Source organism: Rhizobium lusitanum, assembly GCF_014189535.1.
Taxonomy (GTDB): domain Bacteria; phylum Pseudomonadota; class Alphaproteobacteria; order Rhizobiales; family Rhizobiaceae; genus Rhizobium; species Rhizobium lusitanum_C.
On sequence record NZ_CP050308.1, the window covers coordinates 1712460 to 1735211 of the forward strand.

Annotated in this window: 18 protein-coding genes and 1 pseudogene; 5 read left to right on the forward strand and 14 right to left on the reverse strand. The window is 60.7% G+C overall.

What is annotated here, in order from left to right:
• Positions 1 to 20 precede the first annotated feature (20 nt).
• From HB780_RS22040 to HB780_RS22075, 8 genes are all read right to left on the reverse strand, one after another.
• Positions 21 to 2234, reverse strand: coding sequence for a bifunctional diguanylate cyclase/phosphodiesterase (locus HB780_RS22040; protein ID WP_183696553.1), 2214 nt, complete (start codon positions 2232 to 2234; stop codon positions 21 to 23).
• Positions 2235 to 2344: 110 nt separating this feature from the next.
• Positions 2345 to 2890, reverse strand: a complete 546-nt coding sequence (locus HB780_RS22045) for an NADPH-dependent FMN reductase (RefSeq protein ID WP_183696555.1) — start codon at positions 2888 to 2890, stop codon at positions 2345 to 2347.
• 163 nt (positions 2891 to 3053) lie between these two features.
• Positions 3054 to 4427, reverse strand: a complete 1374-nt coding sequence (locus HB780_RS22050) for a GH1 family beta-glucosidase (protein WP_183696558.1) — start codon at positions 4425 to 4427, stop codon at positions 3054 to 3056.
• 209 nt (positions 4428 to 4636) lie between these two features.
• The gene (locus HB780_RS22055) at positions 4637 to 5824 is read right to left on the reverse strand and encodes a Gfo/Idh/MocA family protein (protein ID WP_183696561.1); all 1188 of its coding nucleotides are present in this window, start codon (positions 5822 to 5824) and stop codon (positions 4637 to 4639) included.
• A gap of 225 nt (positions 5825 to 6049) precedes the next feature.
• Entirely contained in the window at positions 6050 to 7102 is a 1053-nt protein-coding gene (locus HB780_RS22060; RefSeq protein ID WP_183696564.1) for a sugar phosphate isomerase/epimerase family protein, read from the reverse strand.
• A 268-nt stretch (positions 7103 to 7370) separates the two neighbouring features.
• On the reverse strand, positions 7371 to 8318 hold the full coding sequence (locus HB780_RS22065) for a substrate-binding domain-containing protein (RefSeq protein WP_183696567.1): 948 nt from the start codon (positions 8316 to 8318) through the stop codon (positions 7371 to 7373).
• A gap of 65 nt (positions 8319 to 8383) precedes the next feature.
• On the reverse strand, positions 8384 to 9397 hold the full coding sequence (locus HB780_RS22070) for an ABC transporter permease (RefSeq protein WP_183697364.1): 1014 nt from the start codon (positions 9395 to 9397) through the stop codon (positions 8384 to 8386).
• A gap of 64 nt (positions 9398 to 9461) precedes the next feature.
• Positions 9462 to 10985, reverse strand: a complete 1524-nt coding sequence (locus HB780_RS22075) for a sugar ABC transporter ATP-binding protein (protein WP_183696569.1) — start codon at positions 10983 to 10985, stop codon at positions 9462 to 9464.
• Positions 10986 to 11151: 166 nt separating this feature from the next.
• Here HB780_RS22075 and HB780_RS22080 point away from each other — a divergent pair, with 166 nt between their 5' ends.
• Positions 11152 to 12177 (forward strand): LacI family DNA-binding transcriptional regulator, encoded by a 1026-nt coding sequence (locus HB780_RS22080; RefSeq protein ID WP_183696571.1) that lies wholly within the window; start codon positions 11152 to 11154, stop codon positions 12175 to 12177.
• 12 nt (positions 12178 to 12189) lie between these two features.
• Positions 12190 to 12545, forward strand: a pseudogene (locus HB780_RS22085) (VOC family protein).
• Positions 12546 to 12585: 40 nt separating this feature from the next.
• Here HB780_RS22085 and xylA read toward each other — a convergent pair.
• The 5 genes from xylA to HB780_RS22110 form a co-directional block, all read right to left on the reverse strand.
• A complete protein-coding gene (xylA, locus tag HB780_RS22090; RefSeq protein ID WP_183696574.1) occupies positions 12586 to 13896 on the reverse strand; it encodes a xylose isomerase in 1311 nt (436 codons plus the stop codon).
• Between the two features lie 42 nt (positions 13897 to 13938).
• On the reverse strand, positions 13939 to 15396 hold the full coding sequence (gene xylB / locus HB780_RS22095) for a xylulokinase (RefSeq protein ID WP_183696577.1): 1458 nt from the start codon (positions 15394 to 15396) through the stop codon (positions 13939 to 13941).
• A 27-nt stretch (positions 15397 to 15423) separates the two neighbouring features.
• Complete coding sequence (locus HB780_RS22100; RefSeq protein ID WP_183696580.1) at positions 15424 to 16449, reverse strand: LacI family DNA-binding transcriptional regulator; 1026 nt, start codon at positions 16447 to 16449, stop codon at positions 15424 to 15426.
• Between the two features lie 147 nt (positions 16450 to 16596).
• On the reverse strand, positions 16597 to 18204 hold the full coding sequence (locus HB780_RS22105; protein ID WP_435693917.1) for a DHA2 family efflux MFS transporter permease subunit: 1608 nt from the start codon (positions 18202 to 18204) through the stop codon (positions 16597 to 16599).
• Between the two features lie 18 nt (positions 18205 to 18222).
• Positions 18223 to 19434, reverse strand: a complete 1212-nt coding sequence (locus tag HB780_RS22110) for an HlyD family secretion protein (RefSeq protein ID WP_183696584.1) — start codon at positions 19432 to 19434, stop codon at positions 18223 to 18225.
• A 164-nt stretch (positions 19435 to 19598) separates the two neighbouring features.
• Between HB780_RS22110 and HB780_RS22115 the strand changes: the two genes are divergently transcribed.
• From HB780_RS22115 to HB780_RS22125, 3 genes are all read left to right on the forward strand, one after another.
• Positions 19599 to 20279 (forward strand): TetR/AcrR family transcriptional regulator, encoded by a 681-nt coding sequence (locus HB780_RS22115; RefSeq protein ID WP_183696587.1) that lies wholly within the window; start codon positions 19599 to 19601, stop codon positions 20277 to 20279.
• Between the two features lie 104 nt (positions 20280 to 20383).
• Positions 20384 to 21211 carry a GyrI-like domain-containing protein gene (locus tag HB780_RS22120; RefSeq protein ID WP_183696590.1) on the forward strand — a complete coding sequence of 276 codons (828 nt, stop codon included), beginning with the start codon at positions 20384 to 20386 and terminating at the stop codon, positions 21209 to 21211.
• 134 nt (positions 21212 to 21345) lie between these two features.
• Positions 21346 to 22089 (forward strand): TerC family protein, encoded by a 744-nt coding sequence (locus HB780_RS22125; protein ID WP_183696593.1) that lies wholly within the window; start codon positions 21346 to 21348, stop codon positions 22087 to 22089.
• Positions 22090 to 22123: 34 nt separating this feature from the next.
• On the opposite strand, the gene HB780_RS22130 is transcribed toward HB780_RS22125, so the two are convergent.
• On the reverse strand, positions 22124 to 22534 hold the full coding sequence (locus HB780_RS22130; RefSeq protein WP_183696596.1) for a hypothetical protein: 411 nt from the start codon (positions 22532 to 22534) through the stop codon (positions 22124 to 22126).
• Positions 22535 to 22752 lie beyond the last annotated feature (218 nt).

Sequence of the window (22752 nt, forward strand, 5' to 3'; positions counted from 1 at the left end):
CTGGCAAAAGCTGAACCGCTCTAGGCGGCGGTATCGCGTTCCCTGTCCGGGACGCGGGCCGTTTGCACGGCCAGCCGCCTGCTGATTTCGGCTTCCGGCATCGGCTTGCCGAAGAAGTAGCCCTGCAACTCGTCACAGCCGAAGAGTTGCAGCGCAGTCCCCTGCTCCTCGGTTTCGATACCTTCCGCCGTCACCGGAAGGTCGAGCGCGCGCGCCAGCGCCACCGTCGCCTGCAGCATCTCGCGGGCGTGGCTGTCCGTCAGCACATCCATGGTCAGCGACCGGTCGATCTTGATACGGTCGAAGCCAAATTGGCGGAGATAGCCGATCGAGGAGAAACCGGAACCGAAGTCATCCAGCGCCACCTTGACGCCGAGCCTCTTCAGCCGCTCGATCGACTGGCGGGTGCGCTCCGGATTCTGGATCATGTAGCCCTCGGTAATTTCCAGCGTGACGCGCTCGGCTTCGATCGCCGCATCCTTCAGGACGTGACGCACATAGTCGGCGAAGGCGGGGTTGCGGAACTGCCCTGGCGAAACATTGACGGCAATCCGCAGATCAGGCCATTGCCGTGCCGCCGCACAAGCCTTGCGCAGCACGAGCAGCCCCAGCGCCTCGATCAAGCCGCTGGTTTCGGCTACGGGAATGAAGGCGTCGGGCGAGACCGGCCCGTAACCGGGCCTATTCCAGCGCACCAGCGCCTCGACACCGGTGATCTGATGGCTCACTGCATCGACCAGCGGCTGATAGGCAACCGTCAGCTCTTGCCTTTCGATGGCGTTGCGCAGGTCGAGCTCCAACGCATTACGCTCCTCGCGATCGGTATCCATGGCCGTCTCGTAGCAGATCATGCGGGCGCGGCCGGCTTCCTTGGCCTTGTACATGGCGAGATCGGCGCGGCGCACCAGTTCCTCGCGGTCGATCCGACCCTCCGGCGAGCTGGCAATGCCGATACTGGCGCCAACGACGATCACGCGACGGCCGATCTCCAGCGGCTCGGAAAAGAAATCCAGCACCTGTTCGGCAAGCTGGAGCGCCAGCGCGTGGTTCAGATCCCTGGTGGGAAAGGCGATCGCGAATTCATCGCCGCCGAGCCGCGCCAGCGTCGCATTCGGCGGGATCAGCACATCGAGACCAGCGGCGACAGAGCGGATCAACTGGTCGCCCGTGCCGTGGCCGTAGGCATCGTTGATTTCCTTGAAGCCGTCGAGGTCGAGATAGAGCAAAAGGACATTGCTGCCATCGGCGCGGGCGCTATCGACCAGCCGATCGACATCGAGACGCAGCCCTTCACGATTGAGAAGGCCGCTCAGGCGGTCGCGCAATGAATCCTGACGTGCCAGCACCTCCTCCGCCCGCAGCCGGCGCCCCGCCAGCGATCCCAGGATCAGCAGCACCAGGAAGAACATGCCGACGAGGCCGAGAGCCCCGAGCACCAGCGGACGAGCCTGCTGGTAGCTTGTGTCGCCCGGTCCGCGAGAATTCCAGACCAGCCGCCCGAGCGACTTGCCCAGCGGATCGACGATCGAGACGGCGTAGCCTGCCTGGGTGTCCGCCGGCACCAGCCTCAGCCCGCTGATGACATAGGTATTGGAGAGCGTCTTGAGCTTGGCGGCATCGAGATGCCGGGCAAAAATCAGGTAACGGCGCTTGCCCACCGGCACCGGGATGCGGCCGGATGTTTCGCGGATCGTCGCAACGCCGACGGCGGCGATGCCCCTGCCGGTCGTCACATAGCCGCTCGCCTCCGGCTCGCTGGTCACTCGCGTCTTGCGCACCTGATCGACAAGGGCCCAGATCGAGGCGTCGAAGAAATCACCCACCTTCTCGGCCATCGGCTTGCCGTCCCGATAGGCGATGACCGGCGTGTTGTTCTCATCGACCACCAGCGCCGTATCGAACAGGGTGCCATCGGCGGTCATCTCGCCGTAATTGTCGACGATCCATTCCCGACCGGTTTCCGCGTAGACATTTCTGGCTGCCGCGTCTCGCGCCGCATAATCGTGCAGCGTCGCGTCGAGCTGGCCTTCGAAGGTCTTGAGCGCGCCCGCCGTGGTTTCCCACGAACGTTCCTCGTCCAACTTGTTGGAGTAATCCGCAACCCGGCCGATCGCCGTCAGCACCATCAACGTGACCACGGTGACGACCAGGGCGAACGAAAACAAAACGGCCGTCACGATGGAATGACGACCGAGCTGCGTGCCCCGCCCGAATGACCTGAAAACTGCTCCCAACACACTTCTCCTTGAGCGGCGGAGTCTGCCGTCAGGTCTTCAAGAAACGGTTAAAGCGAGCCTATGATTCTTACAGGAAAGGGTTGTATTTTTATCGCCATGGTGGTCGATCAAGCCGCCGCGAGGATTGCCTGCGTGAATCGGTCGAGCGCAGCCCTCAGCGCGCCGCTTTCTTGCGCCTCCGCAAGCATCGCCGTCTGCGCCTCATCGCTCTTGCCGGCAAGCGGAACGCGCAGAAAAGCCTCCGGCACGATGCGGAGCGACATGGTTTGCAACACGTCTGTCAACTGCGCCAACACAAGATCGCCGCGATGCGAGGCATGCGCGAACATCAGTGGCTTGAACGGCACCTCATCGCGCGAGACCAGCCAATCCAACGCATTCTTGAACCCACCGGGAATGCCATGGACATATTCCGGACAGGAGACGATCAACCCGTCGGCAACGCGGATCTTCTCCGCAAAAGTTGTGACAATGGCAGGTGTCCTGTCGCCCTCCTCATCCGGACTGAAAATCGGCAGATCGCCGATGAAATCACAGATCTCGATGGAAACGCCGGCCGGTGATGCCGCACTCAAAGCCTCCAGCAGCCTGCGGCTGGTCGAGGTCTGCCGTAAGCTGCCGCAGAGCGCATAGAGGGAGAGTGGATTGGCCATAAGGATCTTTAATCCGAAGCGCCGATTCGGGCGATAGCTACCCTCCCCTTGATGGGGAGGGTCAGCCGAAGGTCCGGGGTGGGGTGATCATTGCGGATACCGAGCGTCACCCCCACCCGCTGCTTTGCGGCGACCTCCCCCTAAAAGGAGAGGTAGAACCTCGTCAATCCGCCTTGTGGTTCCCCTTCGGGAACTGAGCGGCGAGTTCGCTGTACCACTTGCCGCTCTTCTTCACCGTGCGGACCTGCGTCTCGTAATCGACATGCACGAGGCCGAAACGCATGCGATAGCCTTCCGCCCATTCGAAATTGTCCATCAGGCTCCAGGCGAAATAGCCGCGCATCGGATAGCCGTCCTTGATCAGATCGGCGACGATACCGAGGTGCTCGACGTAATAGTCGAGGCGCGGCTGGTCATCGACCTCACCGTTGACGATCCCCATGTTGTAGCAAGCGCCGTTTTCGGTGATGTAGCATTCCGGCAGCTCGTAGCGTTTGTTGAGATCCTCGACGACGTGCTTCAGGCCCGGCGCATAGACCTCCCAGCCGATATCGGTTTTCACGTCACTGACCGGCGGTGCTTCCGTCGTCCAGGGGAAATCGCCGCTCTTGGTCGGATCGTCGAAAACGCGGTCGGGCTTGTAGTAGTTGAGGCCCCACCAGTCGAGCTTCTGGTTGATGGTCTTCAGATCGCCGTCCAGAACCTCAGGCATCCGGTCGCCGAGCGCCTCGACGAACTCCTTCGGATACTCTCCCTTGAAGATCGGGTCGAAGAAGGCGCCATTGTGGAACTGATGGGCGCGCTCGACCGCGGCCTTGTCCTCGGCGCTATCGGAGCCCGGCAGGATCGAGGCAGCGTTCAGCACGATGCCGACCGGCACCTTCGGCGCTTCCGCGCGGATCGCCTCGACGGCAAGCCCGTGCGCGAGGTTCATGTGGTGCATTGCGTAAAGCGCTGCCTGCATGTTGCGTTCGCCAGGCGCATGGATGCCATAGAGGTGGCTCAGCCAGACGATGCACCAGGGTTCGTTGAAAGTGGCGATGGAATCGAGGCGGTCGCCGAGGCGAGCCGTCACAGTCTTGGCATAACGCTGAAAGGCATGGGCAGTCGAACGCGCCGTCCAGCCGCCGTCACCGGCCAGCGTCAGCGGCAGGTCCCAGTGATAAAGCGTCGCGAAGGTCTTGATGCCGCGCGCCTTGCAGCCGTCGACGAGACGGTCGTAGAAATCGAGACCGGCTTCGTTGATCGGGCCGGTGCCGTCGGGAATGATGCGTGGCCAGGCGATCGAGAAGCGATAGGCTTCGACGCCCATGTCCTTGATCAGGTCGAGATCCTGATCCAGCCGATTGTAGTGATCGCAGGCGACATCGCCGTTATCGCGGTGATAAACTCGGCCCGGCATGTTGGCAAAGGCATCCCAGATCGACGGCTTGCGTCCGTCCGCCTTGGTGGCGCCTTCGATCTGGAAGGCGGCGGTGGCAACGCCAAAGGTGAAATCGCCGGGAAAGCGGGCTGCGAGAAGCTTCGGATCGATCATGGTGAGAATCCCGTCTGTTGTGGCTTCGTTGACGGCGGTTTAGCCAAGCCGAATGGCAAAGTACAGCGCCGGCCTAAGAAAAACTGCAACGTTGCAGACGTCGAAATTGAGCCGGCTACAAGCTTTCGGCAACCACAGCAAGCGATAGCTGCCTGAGCAAAAACCGGCTCCAAGGCGGCGACCTGCGCCGCCTTGGATATGGCTCGGTCTTAAAGCTTGACCCAGGCACCGTTGCGCTTTGAGGAAGCAACACAAGCCTCGACGAAAGCGACACCCTTCACGCCGTCATCGACGGTCGGGTAGATCACCGCCGGATCGAGCGCTACGCCCTTCTTGGCGGCGTTGATAGCGCGCGCCGCTTCGGTGTAGATCGTGGCGAATGCCTCGAGATAACCCTCGGGATGGCCTGCCGGAATGCGCGAGACACGGGCAGCCGCAGCGCCCGAACCAGCGCCATTGCGAGTGATCAGCCGCTTCTGCTCGCCGAATGGCGTGTACCAGAGATAGTTTGGGTCAGCCTGCGTCCATTCGATGCCGCCCTTGGTGCCGTAGACCCTGAGCTTCAAGCCGTTCTCGTGGCCGGGCGCTACCTGGCTGCACCACAGCATGCCCTTGGCCGGCTTCTCGGAACCCTTGGCCTTGAAGCGCAGCAGCAGATGGGCGTTGTCGTCCAGACGACGGCCTTCGACGAAGCTGTCGAGATCGGCAGCGAGGCTGTCAAGTTCCAGGCCGGTGACGAAGGAGGCGAGATTATAGGCATGCGTGCCGATATCGCCGGTGGAACCGCCAGCACCCGACTGCGACGGGTCTGTCCGCCACGCCGCCTGCTTTTGGCCCGACTGCTCGATATTCTCCGTCAGCCAGTCTTGCGGATATTCCGCCTGCACGATGCGGATATCGCCAAGCTCACCATTGGCGATCATCTCGCGCGCCTGACGGATCATCGGATAGCCGGTGTAATTGTGCGTCAGAATGAACAGCGCACCGCTTTCGTCCGCCACCTTTTTCAGTTTCTTGGCGTCAGCGAGATTGGAGGTCAGCGGCTTGTCGCAGATGACATGAATGCCACGGCGGAGAAACTCCTTGGCGGCGTCATAGTGCACATGGTTCGGCGTAACGATCGATACCGCCTCGATGCCGTTCTTCAGCTTGGCTTCGCGGATCGCCATGTCGCGATAGCTGGAATAGGTGCGCGACGGATCGAGCCCGAGATCGAGCCCGGAAGCAATCGCCTTTTCCGGCGAGGACGACAGCGCGCCAGCGACGAGATCGAACTGGTCGTCAATACGCGCGGCGATGCGGTGCACCGCGCCGATAAAGGCGCCAGCACCTCCGCCCACCATGCCTAGCCGAATGCGCGGCTCGCGCGTCTGTTCCGATGATCCTTCGATTGCCATAGGTTCCTCCTGATAATTGAATTGTGTGGATGCGATCGCTTGCCGCAATCATTCCCTCTCCCCGCGTGCGGGGAGAGGGCCAGGGTGAGGGGCTACCGCTGAACCGGCAAACTCTGCCGTCGCGATGAATATCGAGAAGGCCCCTCATCCGTCCTCTCACGGTTTCGCTTCGCTCGCCCGCTCGAGTCCACCTTCTCCTCGCATTTGCGAGGAGAAGAGTTGGGATCAAAGCCCCAACATGCGCCGGTTGGCCGCCTGATCCGTGCCGCTTCCGGCAAAGTCATCGAATGCCTTTTCGGTGACGCGGATGATGTGCGACTTGACGAATTCGGCACCTTCGCGCGCGCCGTCTTCCGGATGCTTCAGTGCGCATTCCCATTCGACCACGGCCCAGCCGTCGAAATTGTTGGCCGTCATCTTCGAAAACACAGCGCCAAAATCGACCTGGCCGTCGCCCAGCGAACGGAAGCGGCCGGCACGCTCGACCCAGCCCTGATAACCGCCATAAACGCCCTGTCGGCCGGTCGGATTGAATTCCGCGTCCTTGACGTGGAACATCTTGATCCGGTCCTTGTAGATATCGATGTTGTCGAGATAGTCGAGGCACTGTAGGACATAGTGCGACGGGTCATAAAGCATGTTGGCGCGCGGATGGTTCTTCACGCGCTCCAGGAACATCTCGAAGGTGATACCGTCATGCAGGTCTTCGCCCGGATGGATCTCGTAGCAGACGTCGACGCCGTTTTCATCCGCATGATTGAGGATCGGCGTCCAGCGGCGCGCAAGTTCGTCGAATGCGGTTTCGACCAGACCGGCCGGGCGCTGCGGCCACGGGTAGATGAACGGCCAGGCGAGCGCGCCGGAGAAGGTTGCATGCGCCTTGATGCCGAGGTGCTTCGAAGCCGTCAGCGCCATCTTCACCTGCTCGACAGCCCATTCCTGCCGCGCCTTCGGATTGCCGCGCACTTCCGGCGCCGCGAAACCATCGAAAGCTTCGTCGTAAGCCGGATGGACGGCGACGAGCTGGCCCTGCAGATGGGTCGAAAGCTCAGTCACTTCGACGCCGTTGGCGCGCGCGACACCGGCGAATTCGTCGCAATAATCCTTGGAAGAAGCCGCCTTCTTCAGATCGATGAGCTGGCCGGCCCAGGTCGGCACCTGTACGCCGACATAGCCGGCATCGGCCGCCCATTTCGTGATCGAATCCCACGAATTGAACGGTGCTTCATCGCCTGCAAATTGTCCAAGAAACAGGCCTGGGCCCTTGATCGTCTTCATGCGTAATTCCTCCCTGATCGCGTTCTGTAAACGTTTCCGATCCATCTTAACGCCCAGTTCCAGATGAACAAGACGCAATTTCCTCGAAAAACAATAGGGCCGTCCGGCCGAAAGTCGAATGCATCGCGACCTAATCATGGCCCGCCGTGGACGGCAAGAGGTACGTGCCGCAAAAATCGTCGCACTTTGTGCACGCTTGTTGCAAAACACGCAGAAATGCCCGCCGGAACCGGCGGGCACAGCTGTTGAAATCCCGTGGATCAGCCGATCAGAACGGTGAATCGGGGAAGTAGAAATCCTTGGCATTGTCCTTGGTGACCAGGGTCGCGTCCAGGATGTAGGTGCCGCGAACCGGAACCTGATCGTAGAAGTGGGCAGCGGTCAATTCCATCGCGGTGCCCACCATTGCCGGTGGATACAGCACGTCGACCGGGATCAGCTTGTCGCCGTCCATGACCTTCTTGATCATGTCCTTGGAGCCGGCGCCGGCGACGACATACTTGATGTCGGTGCGCTTGGCCTGCTCGATCGCCTGCAATACGCCGACGGCCATGTCGTCATCCTGGCACCAGACGACATCGATCTTCGGGAACTTCGTCAGATAGTCCTGCATGACCTTGAACGCGTCGTCGCGGTTCCAGTTGCCGTATTGCCGGTCGAGAACCTTCACGTTCGAGCCGGCGATGCCCTTGTCGAAACCGTCCTGGCGCTGCTGATCGATCGGGATCGGCAGACCACGGATGATGACGACCTGCGCATCCGGCGTCGTCGCCTTGATATATTCGCCCGCCGTCTGGCCGAGTGCCGGATTGTTGCCGGCAACATAGAGGTCGCGGACGGAATTATCGTTGTTGCTCGGCGCACGGTCGACGAGCGTCACGAACTTGCCCTTGTCCTTGACTTCCTTGATGGCGTTGACCAGTGGATCGGGGTCGGACGGCAGGATCACGAGGGCGTCGATACCCTGGGTCTCGAGGTCCTGCACCGCATTGGCCTGGCTGGCCGGATCCGGCGAAGTCTTGACGATAACGGTGAGCCCCGGATGCTCCGCCATCAAGAGCTTGGCGACGCGTTCGGCATGGAAGACGACGCCCGAAGTCCAACCATGATCCGCCGCCGGAATGGAAACGCCGATGGTTACCTTCTTGTCCTCGGCATGTACCGTGCCGGCCAGAGCCGCCATCACGATCGCCAAACCAAATAGTCTTTTACGCATGTTTCATCCTCCCAGATAGAGACAGGGCTTTGTCACAAGAACCGGGCGCCCCCTGACCCGGTTATTCACGATTTGCGCGCAAGCGAACGCTGAACCAGCATGGCGATAATGATGATCGCGCCCTGGATGGCGCTCAGCAGATACTCGCTGATGAAATTGGAAAGCAGCATGATGTTGCCGACGAGTTCGAGGATGAAGGCGCCACAGATCGTGCCCCACACCCTGCCCGCGCCACCCTTCAGCGCCGTTCCACCCACAACGACGGCCGTGATCGCCTGAAGCTCCCAGAGAATACCCGTTGTTGCCGATGTAGAGCCAAGCCGTGGCACATAAAGAAGCACCGCGATGGCGACGCAAAACCCCTGGATAATGAAGGCGATGGTACGCACGCGATTGACCGCCACGCCGGAATAGCGCGCGACGTCGCGACTGGAGCCGACAGCGATGACGTGCCGCCCGTAGCGGGTGCGATAAAGAATGAAGGCCGCAACACAGGTGACGGCAAGGATGACGACGATCGGGACCGGCACACCAAGCACAGAGCCGTAATAGGCGGGCTTGTAGAGTGCCTGCACCTCGGCCGAGCGCAGAGTGATCGCGCCGCCCTGCGACAACCAGGTTGTCAAGCCGCGGTAGACCCCCATGGTGCCAAGGGTCGCGATGAACGGCTCGATCTTGCCCATGGTCGTGATCAGGCCATTGGCGAGACCGCACAGGACACCGGCGACGATCGCGAACAACGCAGCCGCCGCCAACATCAGGGTTGGATCGGCGATGACGCCCGAGTTCATCAGGAGGATCATCAGGCTGGCAACGAAGGCGACCATCGCGCCGACCGACAAATCGAGATCGCCCGCCGAGATGACGAAGGTCGCTCCCACTGCGATGATCGCAATAAAGGCGCATCTCGTCGCGACATTGGTGAGATTGGTCATGCCGATAAAGTTCGGATTGACCAACGCGCCGACGATCAGAAGCAGCAACAGCGCTGCAAACGGTGCGACTGCCCGTAGATCGACATCCCGCCAGGAACGGCCCCGCCGACCCGTCTTCTCGCTACTATCCTCGCCAACGCTCATATCCAAAACCAGCCTCCCGTCCCATCATTCCTGGGAATTCGCCCGTACTCTTTTTGCCGCCGCTTCAGGCAGCCGCTTTTTTCTTCAGACCCGCCGCATAGCGCATGATTTCCTGCTCGGAGATCTCCTCGCCTTCGAGCACTCCGACGATCCGGCCTTCGCGCATCACGGCAACCCGCGTGCAAAGCCCGATGACTTCCGGCATCTCCGACGAGACCACGATGATCGAGTGGCCGTCGCGCGCCAGTGCCGAAATGAAATGGTAGATCTGCTGTTTCGTGCCGACGTCGATGCCGCGGGTCGGCTCGTCGATGATGATGATCTGCGGCTCTGTCTCCATCACCTTTGCCAGGAGCAATTTCTGCTGATTGCCACCGGACATGCGGCCGGCGACGATATTGCCGTCGCGCACGCGGATATCGAAACGACGGCGCGCCCGCGTAAGCGCATCGGCCTCGCTTGCGGCACTGAGATAGCCAAACTTGCCGTGCCTATCGAGCGATTGCAGGGTGAGGTTTGCCGTCATACCCGAATTGAGAAGCAGACCCTTGGATTTGCGGTCCTTGGTCATATAGGCAAGGCCGGAGCCGATCGCGGCGTGAACGTCATGCGCCGGCACGGATTGCCCGTTGACGATGACCTCGCCGGCGACACGCGAGCGCAACCCGACCACCGCTTCCATCAGCTCCGTGCGCCCGGACCCAATCATGCCGGAAAAGCCTAGGATCTCGCCCTTGCGCACCTCAAAGCTCGCATCTTGGACATAGCCCGTCGAAACCGAGTTGACGCTGAGCACAATCTCTTCATCGACGTCAGGTTCATGCTTGGCGGGATAGAGGCTGGAAAGCTCGCGCCCGACCATCAACTGGGCAATCGATTCACCATCGAGCAGCGATGTCGGCGATGTCTTCACCCATTGGCCATCGCGCAGGACCGTAACCCGGTCCGTCAGCTCCATGACCTCATCGAGCTTGTGGGAGACGAAGACGAAGCTCGTCCCCTGGTCGCGCAGCTTGCGCACCTGCTTGAACAGGAAGTTGGTTTCCTCCCGCGACAGCACGGCGGTCGGTTCGTCCATGAAGACGATGCGCGCGTTGCGGCTAATCGCCTTGGCGATCTCGACCATCTGCTTGTCGGCGATCGACAGTGTGCCGATCATGGCATTCTCATCGACATGCGAACCGAGGAGGTCAAGGACGCGCCGCGTTTCCGCCCGCATATGCTTGCGGTCGAGCACGCCGAAATGCGTGACCTCGCGGCCAAGAAACAGGCTCTCGGTGACGGTCAGATGTTCGGCAAGATTGAATTCCTGATGGATGATGACGATGCCGAGCGCTTCGGCGGCGCCATTCGGCGGCAGCTTCACAGGCTTGCCGTCGAGCAAGATCTCGCCGGAGCTTGGCTGCTCGAAACCGGAAAGGACCTTGACGAGCGTCGACTTGCCGGCGCCGTTCTCCCCCATGAGCGCATGGATCTCGCCGGCCCGAAGATCGAAATTGACGCTGAACAAAACCTGCACGCCACTGAAGGACTTGCAAATTCGCCTCGCGGACAGCACCACCGCGCTATCGACGGCCTCCGAACCCATCACTTCCTCCCTGTGGCTCCACCCACTTTCCATGCTATGTAAACCTTTACATATGGCATGTAAAGGTTTACATCGGTTGATATTGCACAATTCTTCACGGTCGCCTTTGACCTCCACGGAAGTCTGTGTAGTGTCCGGTCCGAGACGAGACCCAAGGCAGAGCGCAGTGTCGAATTCCACGCCCGCAACCATCGAAGACGTCGCCCGAATTGCCAATGTTTCGATCGCAACGGTCTCCCGGGCCATCCATATGCCGGAGAAAGTCGCAAACTCGACGCGGCTGAAGGTCAACCAGGCGATTGCCGTCACCGGTTACACGACCAACGCCATGGCGCGCAGTCTGCGGCTCGGACGGTCGAACATGATTCTGGTCGTAGCACCCGATATCGGCGATCCCAATTTCTCCAATATCCTCATCGGACTGGAAAATGAGGCGCGTTCGCACGGCTACGGCATCCTGATCGGCCACACGCAGAACGACGCCCAGCGCGGGTTGGAATATCTGAAATTCCTGAATTCCAACCAGGCGGCGGGACTAATCCTGTTCACCGGCATCCTGCCCTTCGGACACCAGACGATGACGGCGCGTCTACCGCCGAGCGTCGGCGTCTTCGAGCCGGTCTTCAACGGCGGCATTCCCTATGTCGGCGTCGACGATATCGCCGGAGCCCGCAAGGCAGTTGACCTCCTGATCGCAGAAGGCCACCGGAAGATTGCCTTCATCGGCGATTCTCGCACTCGTCTCGCCTATAGCCGGCGGCGCATGGGCTATGAGGCCGGGATGGACGCCGCCGAGATCGGCACCGAGCTCCGCATCCTCTTCGAAGGCGACGGCACCATCGAGAGCGGACGACTGGCCGTCGAGCAGCTTTTCATGCGCGACACGCTGCCGACGGCTTTCATGTGTGTCAACGATCAGACCGCCATCGGCGTGATGATCGGGCTGAAAGCACGCGGCTACGACATTCCAAGAGATTTCTCAGTGACCGGCTTCGACGATGTGCCGCAGGCCGTGTTCATGACGCCGTCGCTGACGACCATCCGGCAGCCCCGCACCGCTATCGGCAAGCATGCTATGGCGCTCCTGCTCGAGCTCCTGTCGGACGGCCAGCCCCCCGAGGCGGAAATCCTGCTGCTGCCCGATCTGGTGGTCCGCAACTCTGTCTCGGCACCGTCGCGTATCAGGCGATAGGGATGCGTAGCGATGCCGCTCGGTAGGATCACTCTTTATGTCCGCGATGTGGAAGCGACGATCGGCTTTTACGAGAAGCATTTTGGCTTCAAGCCACTCAGGCTCGAAGGCGATCGGATTATCGAGCTGCTGGCGCAGGATGGTGGCGCCAATCTGATGATCCATCCGCGGGAAAGGCCCAAAAGATGGGCCAAGTGCTGGTGAAACTGGGCTTCGACGTGGAGGATGTCGAAGCATTCCGCGCCAAATGCGCTGCCGAGGGGCTTGAATTCGGACCTTTGCATCAGGCAGACGGCTATGTGTTCGCCAATGCCAAGGACCCCTCCGGAAACCCCATAGCGATTTCCAGCCGCGCATTCAGGCGGTAGCTCGGGAGGCGACAAACCATCGCCTCCCTGATTTCATCGATCAAACGTAACGATTGACAACGTTTTCCAACAGCTCTTGCTTGCCGGACTTCGGCTGCGGGTTGATGTCCTTGGCCTCAACCCATTCTGCGATCTGGTCGAGCGAGTATTCGCCGCGAAGCAGCTTCTGGCTTTCAGCCGAATCCCAACCGGCGTAACGGTCGGCGAGCGGCTGCGACAGGGCCTTGTCCTCGATCATCTTGGCGGCTGCCTTCAGACCACGGGCGCAGCAATCCATACCGCCGATGTGACCAATCAGCAGGTCTGCCGGGTCGAGCGACTGACGACGCAGCTTGGAATCGAAATTGGTGCCGCCGCTCTTGAAGCCGCCGCCTGCCAGAACCTGGTAGTAGGCCAGCGTCATTTCCGGAACGTTGTTCGGGAACTGGTCGGTATCCCAGCCGGACTGGTAGTCGTTGCGGTTCATGTCGATCGAGCCGAAGATGCCGAGCGCGTTTGCAAGCGCCAGCTCGTGCTCGAAGGAATGGCCGGCGAGGATCGCGTGGCCCTGCTCGATGTTGACCTGTACCTCGTTTTCGAGGCCGTTCTTCTTCAGGAAGCCGTAAACCGTCGCGACGTCATAGTCGTACTGATGCTTGGTCGGCTCCTGCGGCTTCGGCTCGATCAGGATCGCGCCCTTGAAGCCGATCTTGTGCTTGTACTCGACCACGAGGTTGAGGAAGCGGCCCATCTGATCCAGTTCGCGCGTCAGGTCGGTGTTGAGCAGGGTTTCATAGCCTTCGCGGCCGCCCCAGAGAACGTAGTTCTCGCCGCCGAGCTTATGCGTCGCGTCCATGCAGGTCTTCACGGTCGCAGCCGAGAAGGCGAAGACATCCGGATCCGGATTGGTCGCGGCACCCGACATGAAGCGGCGGTTGGAGAAGAGGTTCGCCGTACCCCACAAAAGCTTGACGCCGGTCTCGGCCTGCTTCTGGGCGAAGTAGTCGACGATCTCGTTGAGGTTCTTGGTGTTCTCGGCGAAATTCTTGCCTTCCGGACGCACGTCGGCGTCGTGGAAGCAGTAATAGGGCGAACCGAGCAGAGTGAAGAATTCAAAGGCGACGTCAGCCTTCAGCTTGGCGGCTGCCATCGTGTCTTCGAACCAGGGACGCAGGAAGGTCTGGCCGCCGAAGGGGTCGCCGCCCGGCCAGGTGAAGGTGTGCCAGTAGGCAACGGCAAAACGCAGATGATCTTCCATGCGCTTGCCGAAAACCACTTCGTCCTTGTTGTAATGACGGAAGGCCAGCGGATTGGTGCTGTCGGGGCCTTCGTATTTTACCTTGGCGATATCGCCGAAAAATCCGGTGCTCATGTCCTGTCTCCTTGGAATGAAATTTGATCTTGGTTGATTATTTCAATGCGCACTCAACGGCTTAATCGCCGGGTAAAGCGCGCGGTAACGCTTGTAAGCATCCTCGTAGGCGCCGGTCAGCGCCGTAACCGGCTCGATCGTGCCGGCCGTTTCCGGGGTTGAGCACACCGCGACCGGATCGGCACCCGTAGCCGCGATGAGGCCGAGACGAGCGGCTCCGAAGGCAGCTCCGAAATCGCCGTCAGCCGGCAGATCGACAGGAACGCCGAGCGCGGTCGCGATCGAGGCGAGCCAGTAGCGCGAGCGCGAGCCGCCACCGATGGCGGTGACGCGGGCGATATCAGTGCCGGCCGAGCGCAGCGCTTCGAGATTGTCTCGGATGGCAAAGCTGACGCCCTCCAGCACCGCCTGCGTCAGCACGGCGCGGCCGCTCTCATGGCCGAGGCCGATGAAGGCGCCGCGAATGGTGGCGTCATTGTGCGGCGTGCGTTCGCCGGAAAGATAGGGAAGGAAGGTAACGCTCGACGGCGCCTTCAGCGTGTCTCCGAGTTCGCCGGTAAGGTCGGCGGCGGATTTGCCGGTGACGCTCGAATGCCAGTTCAGCGCGTCGGTCGCCGACAGGATGACGCCCATCTGATGCCAGGTGTTCGGCAGCGCATGGCAGAAGGCATGTACGGCGCTTTCCGGCTTCGGCAGGTAGGAGCCGTTGGCGGCAAAAAGCACGCCCGAGGTGCCGAGCGAGACGAAGGCAGCGCCGTGGCTGACCGTGCCCATGCCGCAAGCCGAAGCAGCGTTGTCGCCTGCCCCGCCAGCTACGACGACGTCGCCGCTGATGCCCCAGTTCGAAGCCAGTTCGCCGCGCAGCTTGCCGGCGGCATCCGTGCCCTCGACCAGGGTCGGCATCTGCTTTTCATCGAGATCGGTCGCGGCCAGCAGCTCGGACGACCATTTGCGCTTGCCGGTGTCGAGCCAGGAGGTGCCGGCGGAATCCGACATTTCGGAGATGTGCTCGCCCGTCAGCCACAGACGCAGATAGTCCTTCGGCAACAGCACCCAACGCACCTTGGCGAAGACATCCGGCTCATGCTTGGCGACCCAAGCGAGCTTCGGCGCGGTGAAGCCGGGGAAAACGATATTGCCGGTCAGCGCCCGGAAACGCGGATCGGCGTCGAGCGCCGCGGCTTCATGATAGCTGCGCGTATCGTTCCAGAGAATGCAGGGGCGCAGCACCTTGTCGTCGGCGTCGAGCAGCGTCGCACCATGCATCTGGCCGGAAAGCCCGATACCACGCACGGCGGCCAGCTCCTTCGGATGCGTCGCCCTCAGACCGGCGACCGCTTCTTCGGTGGCGCGGATCCAGTGCGACGGCTCCTGTTCCGACCAGCCCGGATGCGGACGCGACACGTCGAGCCCGCCATTGGCCGAGCCGATGATCTTCTGGTCACCGTCGATCAGCATCGCTTTGACGCCGGACGTTCCGAGATCGAGACCCAAATACATCAGTTGATACTCCCTAGATTCCGCCGTTCATGGCAGATTGTCCTTCACGAAAATGTCGAGGCGAATGCGCTCCTGACCGGCAATGAAGCCTTGACCGTCCGCCGTTGCCTTCAGGACGCGGACGGCGCTGCGTACCTCATGGCCGGCATCCTGATTGAGCACGGCATCGATCGTACCGTCCTGCAGCGCCGCGCGCGTATGTTCGGTGAGTTCATGGGCGACGACCGTCAGACCACGCCCCTGCCCGGCCGCCTTCAGCGCCCTGATCAGACCGCGATTACCGGCGCCGAGACTATAGACGCCGATGATGTCATTGCTGCCGGCAAGCGCCTCAGAGACCAGCCCGCTGGTGATCTCCGGATCGTCCCGGCCTTCAAGCACCGGCAGCAGCCGCAATTGCGGAAACTCCGCCGCCATGACGGAAGCAAATCCTTCAAGGCGCTCGCGATGGTCGCGCACCAGCATGGAGCCGGCGAGAACGGTGATGTCGCCACTACGCCCGCCGAGGAAACGGCCAAGTAGCCGTGCTGCCGTCCGCCCCGCAGCAATATTGTCGACGCCGGCATAGTGATGCCGCGTGGAACCGGTGAGATCCGACACCAGGGTGACGACGGGAATGCGCGCATTCACCAGCCGGTCGACGGCGGCGCGCACCTCCGGCGCATCGGTCGCCACCAGCGCCACGCCGGCGATATCCTGCCCCCGCAAAGCGTCGAGTGCGGCCACCAGCGCCGGCGGATCGAAAGCGGGCACCTCGACAATACGGATCGCGGTGCGCTCGAGGGACGAGCGTGTCATCGCCTGGCGCACCTCGGCGTAAAGCCCATGCATGAAGGAATTGTCGCCGGTCGGCAGGATGAAAACGAGCGGATAGACGCGACCCTTGGCAAGATTGGCGGCCGCCACATCGCGCACGTAACCGATGTCGCGGATGGCCGTCTCCACCTTCTCGCGCGTCACGATACGCACGCCCGGACGCTGGTTCAGCACCCGGTCCACGGTCGCAAGACTAACGCCCGCGGCTGCAGCGATATCGTATACGGTGGGTCTCATCAGCGCCTCCTGACGAGATGCTTACCGTCATTTCTGATGTACGTAAATCAGAAATTTTTTCACCCAGATATTTTCCTGTCGATCATCACAACGAAAAAGGGCTCCTCACTGTGAGGAGCCCATTCATTGCAAGAGGATAGGAAGAAATCAATGGCCTCCGCCGCCACCGCCGCCCGCCGTCTTCGGCTTGCTCAGCATCAGCACGCCGAGGATCATCGCCAGGAACAGCACTGTCAGCATCAGGAAGATATCGCTGAAGGACATGATCATTGCCTGCTGCGTCGTCATGTTGACCATTTGCCTCAGCGCAGCCTGAGAACCATCCAGGCCCGAGGCGGTGAAGCTGGTGGCCATATTGTTCAACTGAGCCACGGCGGCCTGGTTGCCCCAGTTGATATTGTCGCGCAGGTTGAAGTAGTGCAGATCCTGGCGGTTCGTCAGCAACGTGTTAATGATGGCAAGACCGACGGCGCCGCCGAGGTTACGCGTCAGGTTGAAGAGGCCGGATGCGCCCCGCATACGAGCGGGCGGCATGGTACCAAGCGCGATATTGTTGATCGGCACCATGCAGAGCATCAGCCCGAAGCCACGCAGGATCTGCGGGATCAGCAGCTCGTAGAAATCCCAATCCGTCGTCAGATGCATCATGATGTAGGTACCGGCGGAGAAGCTGGTGAAGCCGATGATCATCAATATGCGCAGATCGAGCTTGCCCGACAGGAAGCCGGCAAGCGGTGCCGTGAAGAACATCGTCAAGCCCGAAACGAACATCGTCTCGCCGATCTGCAGCGAATCATAGCCGCGAATGCGGGCGAGATAGAGCGGGTAGATATAGGTCAGACCATAAAGACCAATGCCCATCACGAAGGAGAACACCGAGCCGAAGGAGAAGTTCTTGTTGGCGAAAGCCTTGAGATCCACCACCGGGAAATCCACCGAGAAAGCACGGTAGAAGAAGATGATTGCGCCGATGCCGGAAGCGATGGCGGCGATGGTGATGTAACCGTCGTTGAACCAGTCGTTGGTGTTGCCCTCTTCCAGCACATATTCCAGCGCGCCGAGGAAGACTCCCATCGAGAACAGGCCCCACCAGTCGAATTTCTTCATCAGCGACAGCTCGGGCTTGTCGAAATCGATGTATTTCCAGGTGACGATGGCAACGACGATGCCTGGCGGGATGTTGACCAGGAACAGCCAGTGCCAGGAAAAGGCATTGGACAGATAGCCGCCGACCGTCGGGCCGATGGTCGGCGCCAGCGTGGCGATCAGGCCGATGATCGGCGAGACGATGTTGCGCTTCGACGGCGGGAAAATGGTGAAGGCGGCCGCGAACACCGAAGGTATCATGCCGCCGCCGATGAAGCCCTGCAGCGCGCGATAGACGATCATCTGGTCGATGTTGGTGGCAGTCGCCGCCATAGCGCTCGCAACCGTGAAGCCGGCGGCTGAGATCGCAAAGAGGTAACGCGTCGAGATGATGCGCGCCAGGGTTCCCGACAACGGGATCATGATGACTTCGGCGATCAGATAGGCCGTCTGCACCCAGCCGATTTCATCCGAACCGGCGCTGAGGCCGGCCTGGATTTCGCTGAGCGAGGCCGAAACGATCTGAATGTCGAGGATCGACATGAACATGCCGAGCACCATCGCGAGGAAAGCGATGAGCTTTTTCGGGTCTATGCGGTCGTCCGCCGGAGAAATGGCGGGCGCCGGCGCCCTGGGAGGGGCGCCTGCTGTAGTGCTGGCCGACGACATGATTGTCTCTCCCGAGCTTTACTTGTCCGGCGCCGTGCGGGTGTCGACATCGACAACGACACTCAGGCCGGCGCGCAGGCGACCGCTATCGAGCGCATCCTGCGGCAGAGCGATGCGAACCGGCACACGCTGGATGATCTTGGTGAAATTGCCCGTCGCGTTTTCCGGCGGCAACAACGAGAAGACCGAGCCGGAAGCCGGCGAAATCGATTCTACCGTGCCGACGATCGGATGATCGCCATAGGCGTCGACCTGGACGTTGACTTTCGAGCCGGGAACCAGATGCTGGATCTGCGTTTCCTTGAAGTTGGCGTCGATATAGAGCTGCCGGGTCGGAACGATCGCCATCAGCTTCTGGCCGGGAGAGACGAGATCGCCTTCCTGGACGGACCGGTTACCGACGATGCCATCATAGGGCGCCTTCAGCACGGTGAAGGAGAGATCGCGGGCAGCCTTGTCGCGCGCGGCTTCCAGGCCCTTTATGGTGCTCTCGGCCTGCGTACGCTGTGCCTGCAAGAGGTTGATATTGGCCTGAGCAGAAGCGATGGCGGCGTCGCCACCGACGAGATTGGCATTGGCCTGGTCGAGAGCGATATTGGCGCTATCGAGCGAAGCCGTAGTACCCACTGACTTCGCCTGGAGTTCGGCCGCACGAGTCTGGGTGATCTGCGCACCGCGTACCGTTGCCTGCAGAGCAACCTTCTGGGCCTGGGACTGTGCAAGGGTCGCCTGACCGGCAGCGATCTGCGCGTCGATCGTGTGCAGCGACAGCTGCTCGGTGACGACCGAGGCCTGTGCCTGTTCCAGCGCCAGCTTGTAGTCGCCATCATCGAGCGTGGCGAGCACGTCGCCGGTCTTGACCTGCTGGTTGGCGACGACATTCACCTTGGCAACATAGCCGGTAACCTTCGGCTGGATGACCGCGATGTCACCTCCGATATAGGCGTCGTCGGTAGAGACCATGAAGCGGCCGGTTGTCCACCAGTCGTAACCGTACCAGCCGCCAGCAACGAGCGCCAGAACGACAGCAATAGGCAGAACCAGGCTGCGCCGCTTCTTCTCGGCGGGCGGTGGGGCCGCCACGGCCGGAGATGCAGGCGCAGCCTGGGCGGGGGCGGGATTGCCGCGCGTTTCCGCGGCGGGAGCTTCGGCGGATACGCCGGCTTCCATTTCGGTATCAGCAGCATCTTCAACGATGCGCGCTACATTGTTACCATGACTTGACGACATTGCCCTACCACCGGAAAATCTGGGTAAAATAATCGAACTGAACGGTTCGGTTCAGTTGACATAGATCGTTTTCCACTCCATATCAAGTGGCATCGAACCGTTGAGTTCGATTTATTTGGCGAATCTGATTAAGGTTCTCGAAAAATGACCGAGTGAAGGAGACCATGAAGCACGAACCGCAAAATGTCGCCGTCTTGAACGCACCCGCATCCGGCGGACGATGGGCCGCTGGTGAAGATCCGGTCAAGCGCCTGCAGATTCTGGAAGGCGCCAAACGCGTCTTCATGAAGATGGGGTTCGATGCCGCGAGCATGAACGACGTCACGCGCGAAGCTGGTGTCTCCAAAGGTACGCTCTACGTCTATTTCGCCAATAAGGAAGACCTGTTCTCCGCGATGATGGACAGCGAACGGGCACATTTTGTAGAATTGGTGCGCACCACACTTTCCGACGAGGCGGATGTCGCTTCCTCTCTTTATGAATTCGGCATGGTGTTCGTGACTCACGTCACCTCCGAAAAGACCATCAGCGCCATGCGCACCCTCATCGGCGTGCGCGAGCGCATGCCCTCCCTCTGTCAACGCTTTTTCACCGGCCCGGAAAATCTGCGCACGATCCTGCGAGGCTTCCTGGAACGTCAGGTCGCAGCCGACCGCCTCAGCATCGAGGATTTCGATATGGCTGCGCGTCATTTTCTCGAAATGGCCAGCGGTAGCTATTTCAAGCTAAGGCTATTCGGCGATATGGAAGCGCCTCCTTCGAAAGAGGAGATCGACTATGTCGTGCGCGGCGCCTTGCGCGTCTTCCTGGCTGCCTATGGTATCAGTCGGAAAGATCAGGCCTGACCGCCTTCCGATAGCCAGCGGATATCAGCTCCAATCCCGCAACCGCGATCAAATCCCTCAGCCGGTCAGCGCCTAACAATAGGCCCGCAACCAGGGAGTGGAACATGAGTGCGATCGGAAGAGCGATATGGTTCATCGAAAGCCATTTTGCATCGGACATCTCGCTAGACGAGATCGCCGATACCGCCGGCCTGTCGCGTTACCATCTGTCGCGAGTCTTCGGGCTCGCCACCGGCCATTCGATCAGCGGCTATATCAGGGGCCGGCGTCTTAGCGGGGCCGCTCTTGCGCTGACCAACAGCTCCTCGACCATTCTCCAGGTTGCCCTCGATGCGGGCTACGGTTCGCATGAGGCTTTCACCCGTGCCTTCCGCGAGCAGTTCGGCATGACGCCGGACGGCTTGCGCAAACAGGGGCACGCCCAAAACCTTGTCTTACTGGAGCCGATCAGAATGGACGACACCCGCCTTCCCAAGCTCGAAGCGCCGCGTTTCGAGAGCCGCCCCGCAATGCTGCTCGCCGGCCTTGCGGAAACCTATGCCCATGAAGCCACGCAGGGGATTCCATCGCTCTGGCAGAAGTTCAACCAGCATTTCGGCCAGATCGGCAATGTCGCCTATGGCGTCTGCACCCAGGCCGAGGGCGAGACCGAAAGCTTTCGCTATATGTCCGCCGCCGAGATCAGCGCGGCCGACGACCTACCAGCGGACTTCACGACCCTGAAGTTGCCGCAGCAACGCTATGCGGTCTTCACGCATCGCGGCCACATCTCTGGTATCTCTGCCACGGTCCACCAGATCTTCGGCGACTGGCTGCCGCAATCCGGCCAGTTACATGGCGGCGTGCCCGACATGATGGAGCGCTACGACGACCGTTTCGACCCTCAAACCGGCATGGGCGCGACGGAGATCTGGATCCCCCTGAAGGCATAGAAACAGCGGCGGTGCTTACGAAAATAGCGCTGCCGCTTGCACCTGTGAATTCGCTCCTTACATTACCGACGATTATTGAGAAGCCGGAGCTGGGGGTCAGCGTTCGGAAAACGCTGACCAAAGGGAAATCGTCGATGGATATTGTTGGGTTGATGCAGGATCCGAGTGCATGGATTGCGCTGATCACGCTCGTTGTCATGGAGGTGGTCCTCGGTATCGATAACCTCATCTTCATCTCGATCCTGACCAACAAGCTGCCGCCTGAACATCGCGAGAAAGCCCGCAAGATCGGCATCGGCCTCGCGCTCATCATGCGCCTCGCCCTGCTTGGCACCGTCGCCTGGATTGTGCAGCTGACGCAACCGGTCTTCGAACTCTTCGGCCACGGCTATTCGTGGAAGGACATGATCCTGATCGGTGGCGGCCTGTTCCTGGTTTGGAAGGCCACGAAGGAAATCCATCACAATGTCGATCCCGCCGAACACGGCGAGGACTTCATCGCCAAGTCGACGACCTCAACCTTTGCCGCTGCCATCGGCCAGATCCTGCTGCTCGACCTCGTCTTCTCGGTCGACAGCATCATCACCGCCGTCGGCATGACGCCGCATCTGCCGATCATGTTCATCGCCGTCATCGCCGCCGTCACTGTCATGCTGGTGGCCGCCAACCCGCTTGCCAATTTCATCGAGAAAAACCCGACCATCATCATGCTGGCCCTGGCCTTCCTGCTGATGATCGGCACGACGCTGATTGCCGAAGGCATGGGCTTCCACGTTCCCAAGGGTTACGTCTACACCGCCATGGCCTTCTCGGCCGCCGTCGAAGTACTGAACATGGTGGTGCGCAACAGGCGGAAAAAGGCGGCTGGCGGGCATTGAGGAAAAGGTCCGCACCCGCATATGGGTGCGGCGATCACTCCTGGACGTGGACGTCGACCCATTCGCCGATGTTGCCCCGTCCGTAAATGTCGACCTTGATCCGAACATTGCCCTGAACGATGAGATTCGCGGCATCGTCTGCAATCTCGCCGTTTGCGAGCATCGCTTCCAGACGCTGGCGGTTGGCGGGATCCGAAAAGAAGCTATCACCTTGATCGCCGCGATCACGGCGGCGGTAGGCGTGATAGTTCGCACGATCCTGCCGGATGATCTGCCAGGGCAATGTCAGGGGTTCGCCCTTGGAATTGTAAAGGTCATCATGGCCGATATAGGCACGATAAGTTTCGATAAGACGCGCCGAGCCGTCGCGGGTGATGGTTGATTGCGCCATGGCGGGGTCGACCATGGCTGCTGCCAACAAAAAGCTTAAAACGAGTTTATTCATCGCTTTCTCCCATTGGTGAATTGAGGATCAATTCTGCCACTGTCGCAGAAATTGCAAATAGAAAATAATACGTCCGCCTTCCTATTCCGACTTTTCCGAATGAAAATAGACAAAGATATCGTAATGGACGAAGCCACGAGGCAGCACCGCGCTTGCGTCCGCGCCATGTCGCGGCGCAGTTTCCCTTGACGTCATCCATTGAATATGGCCTAAGGCCA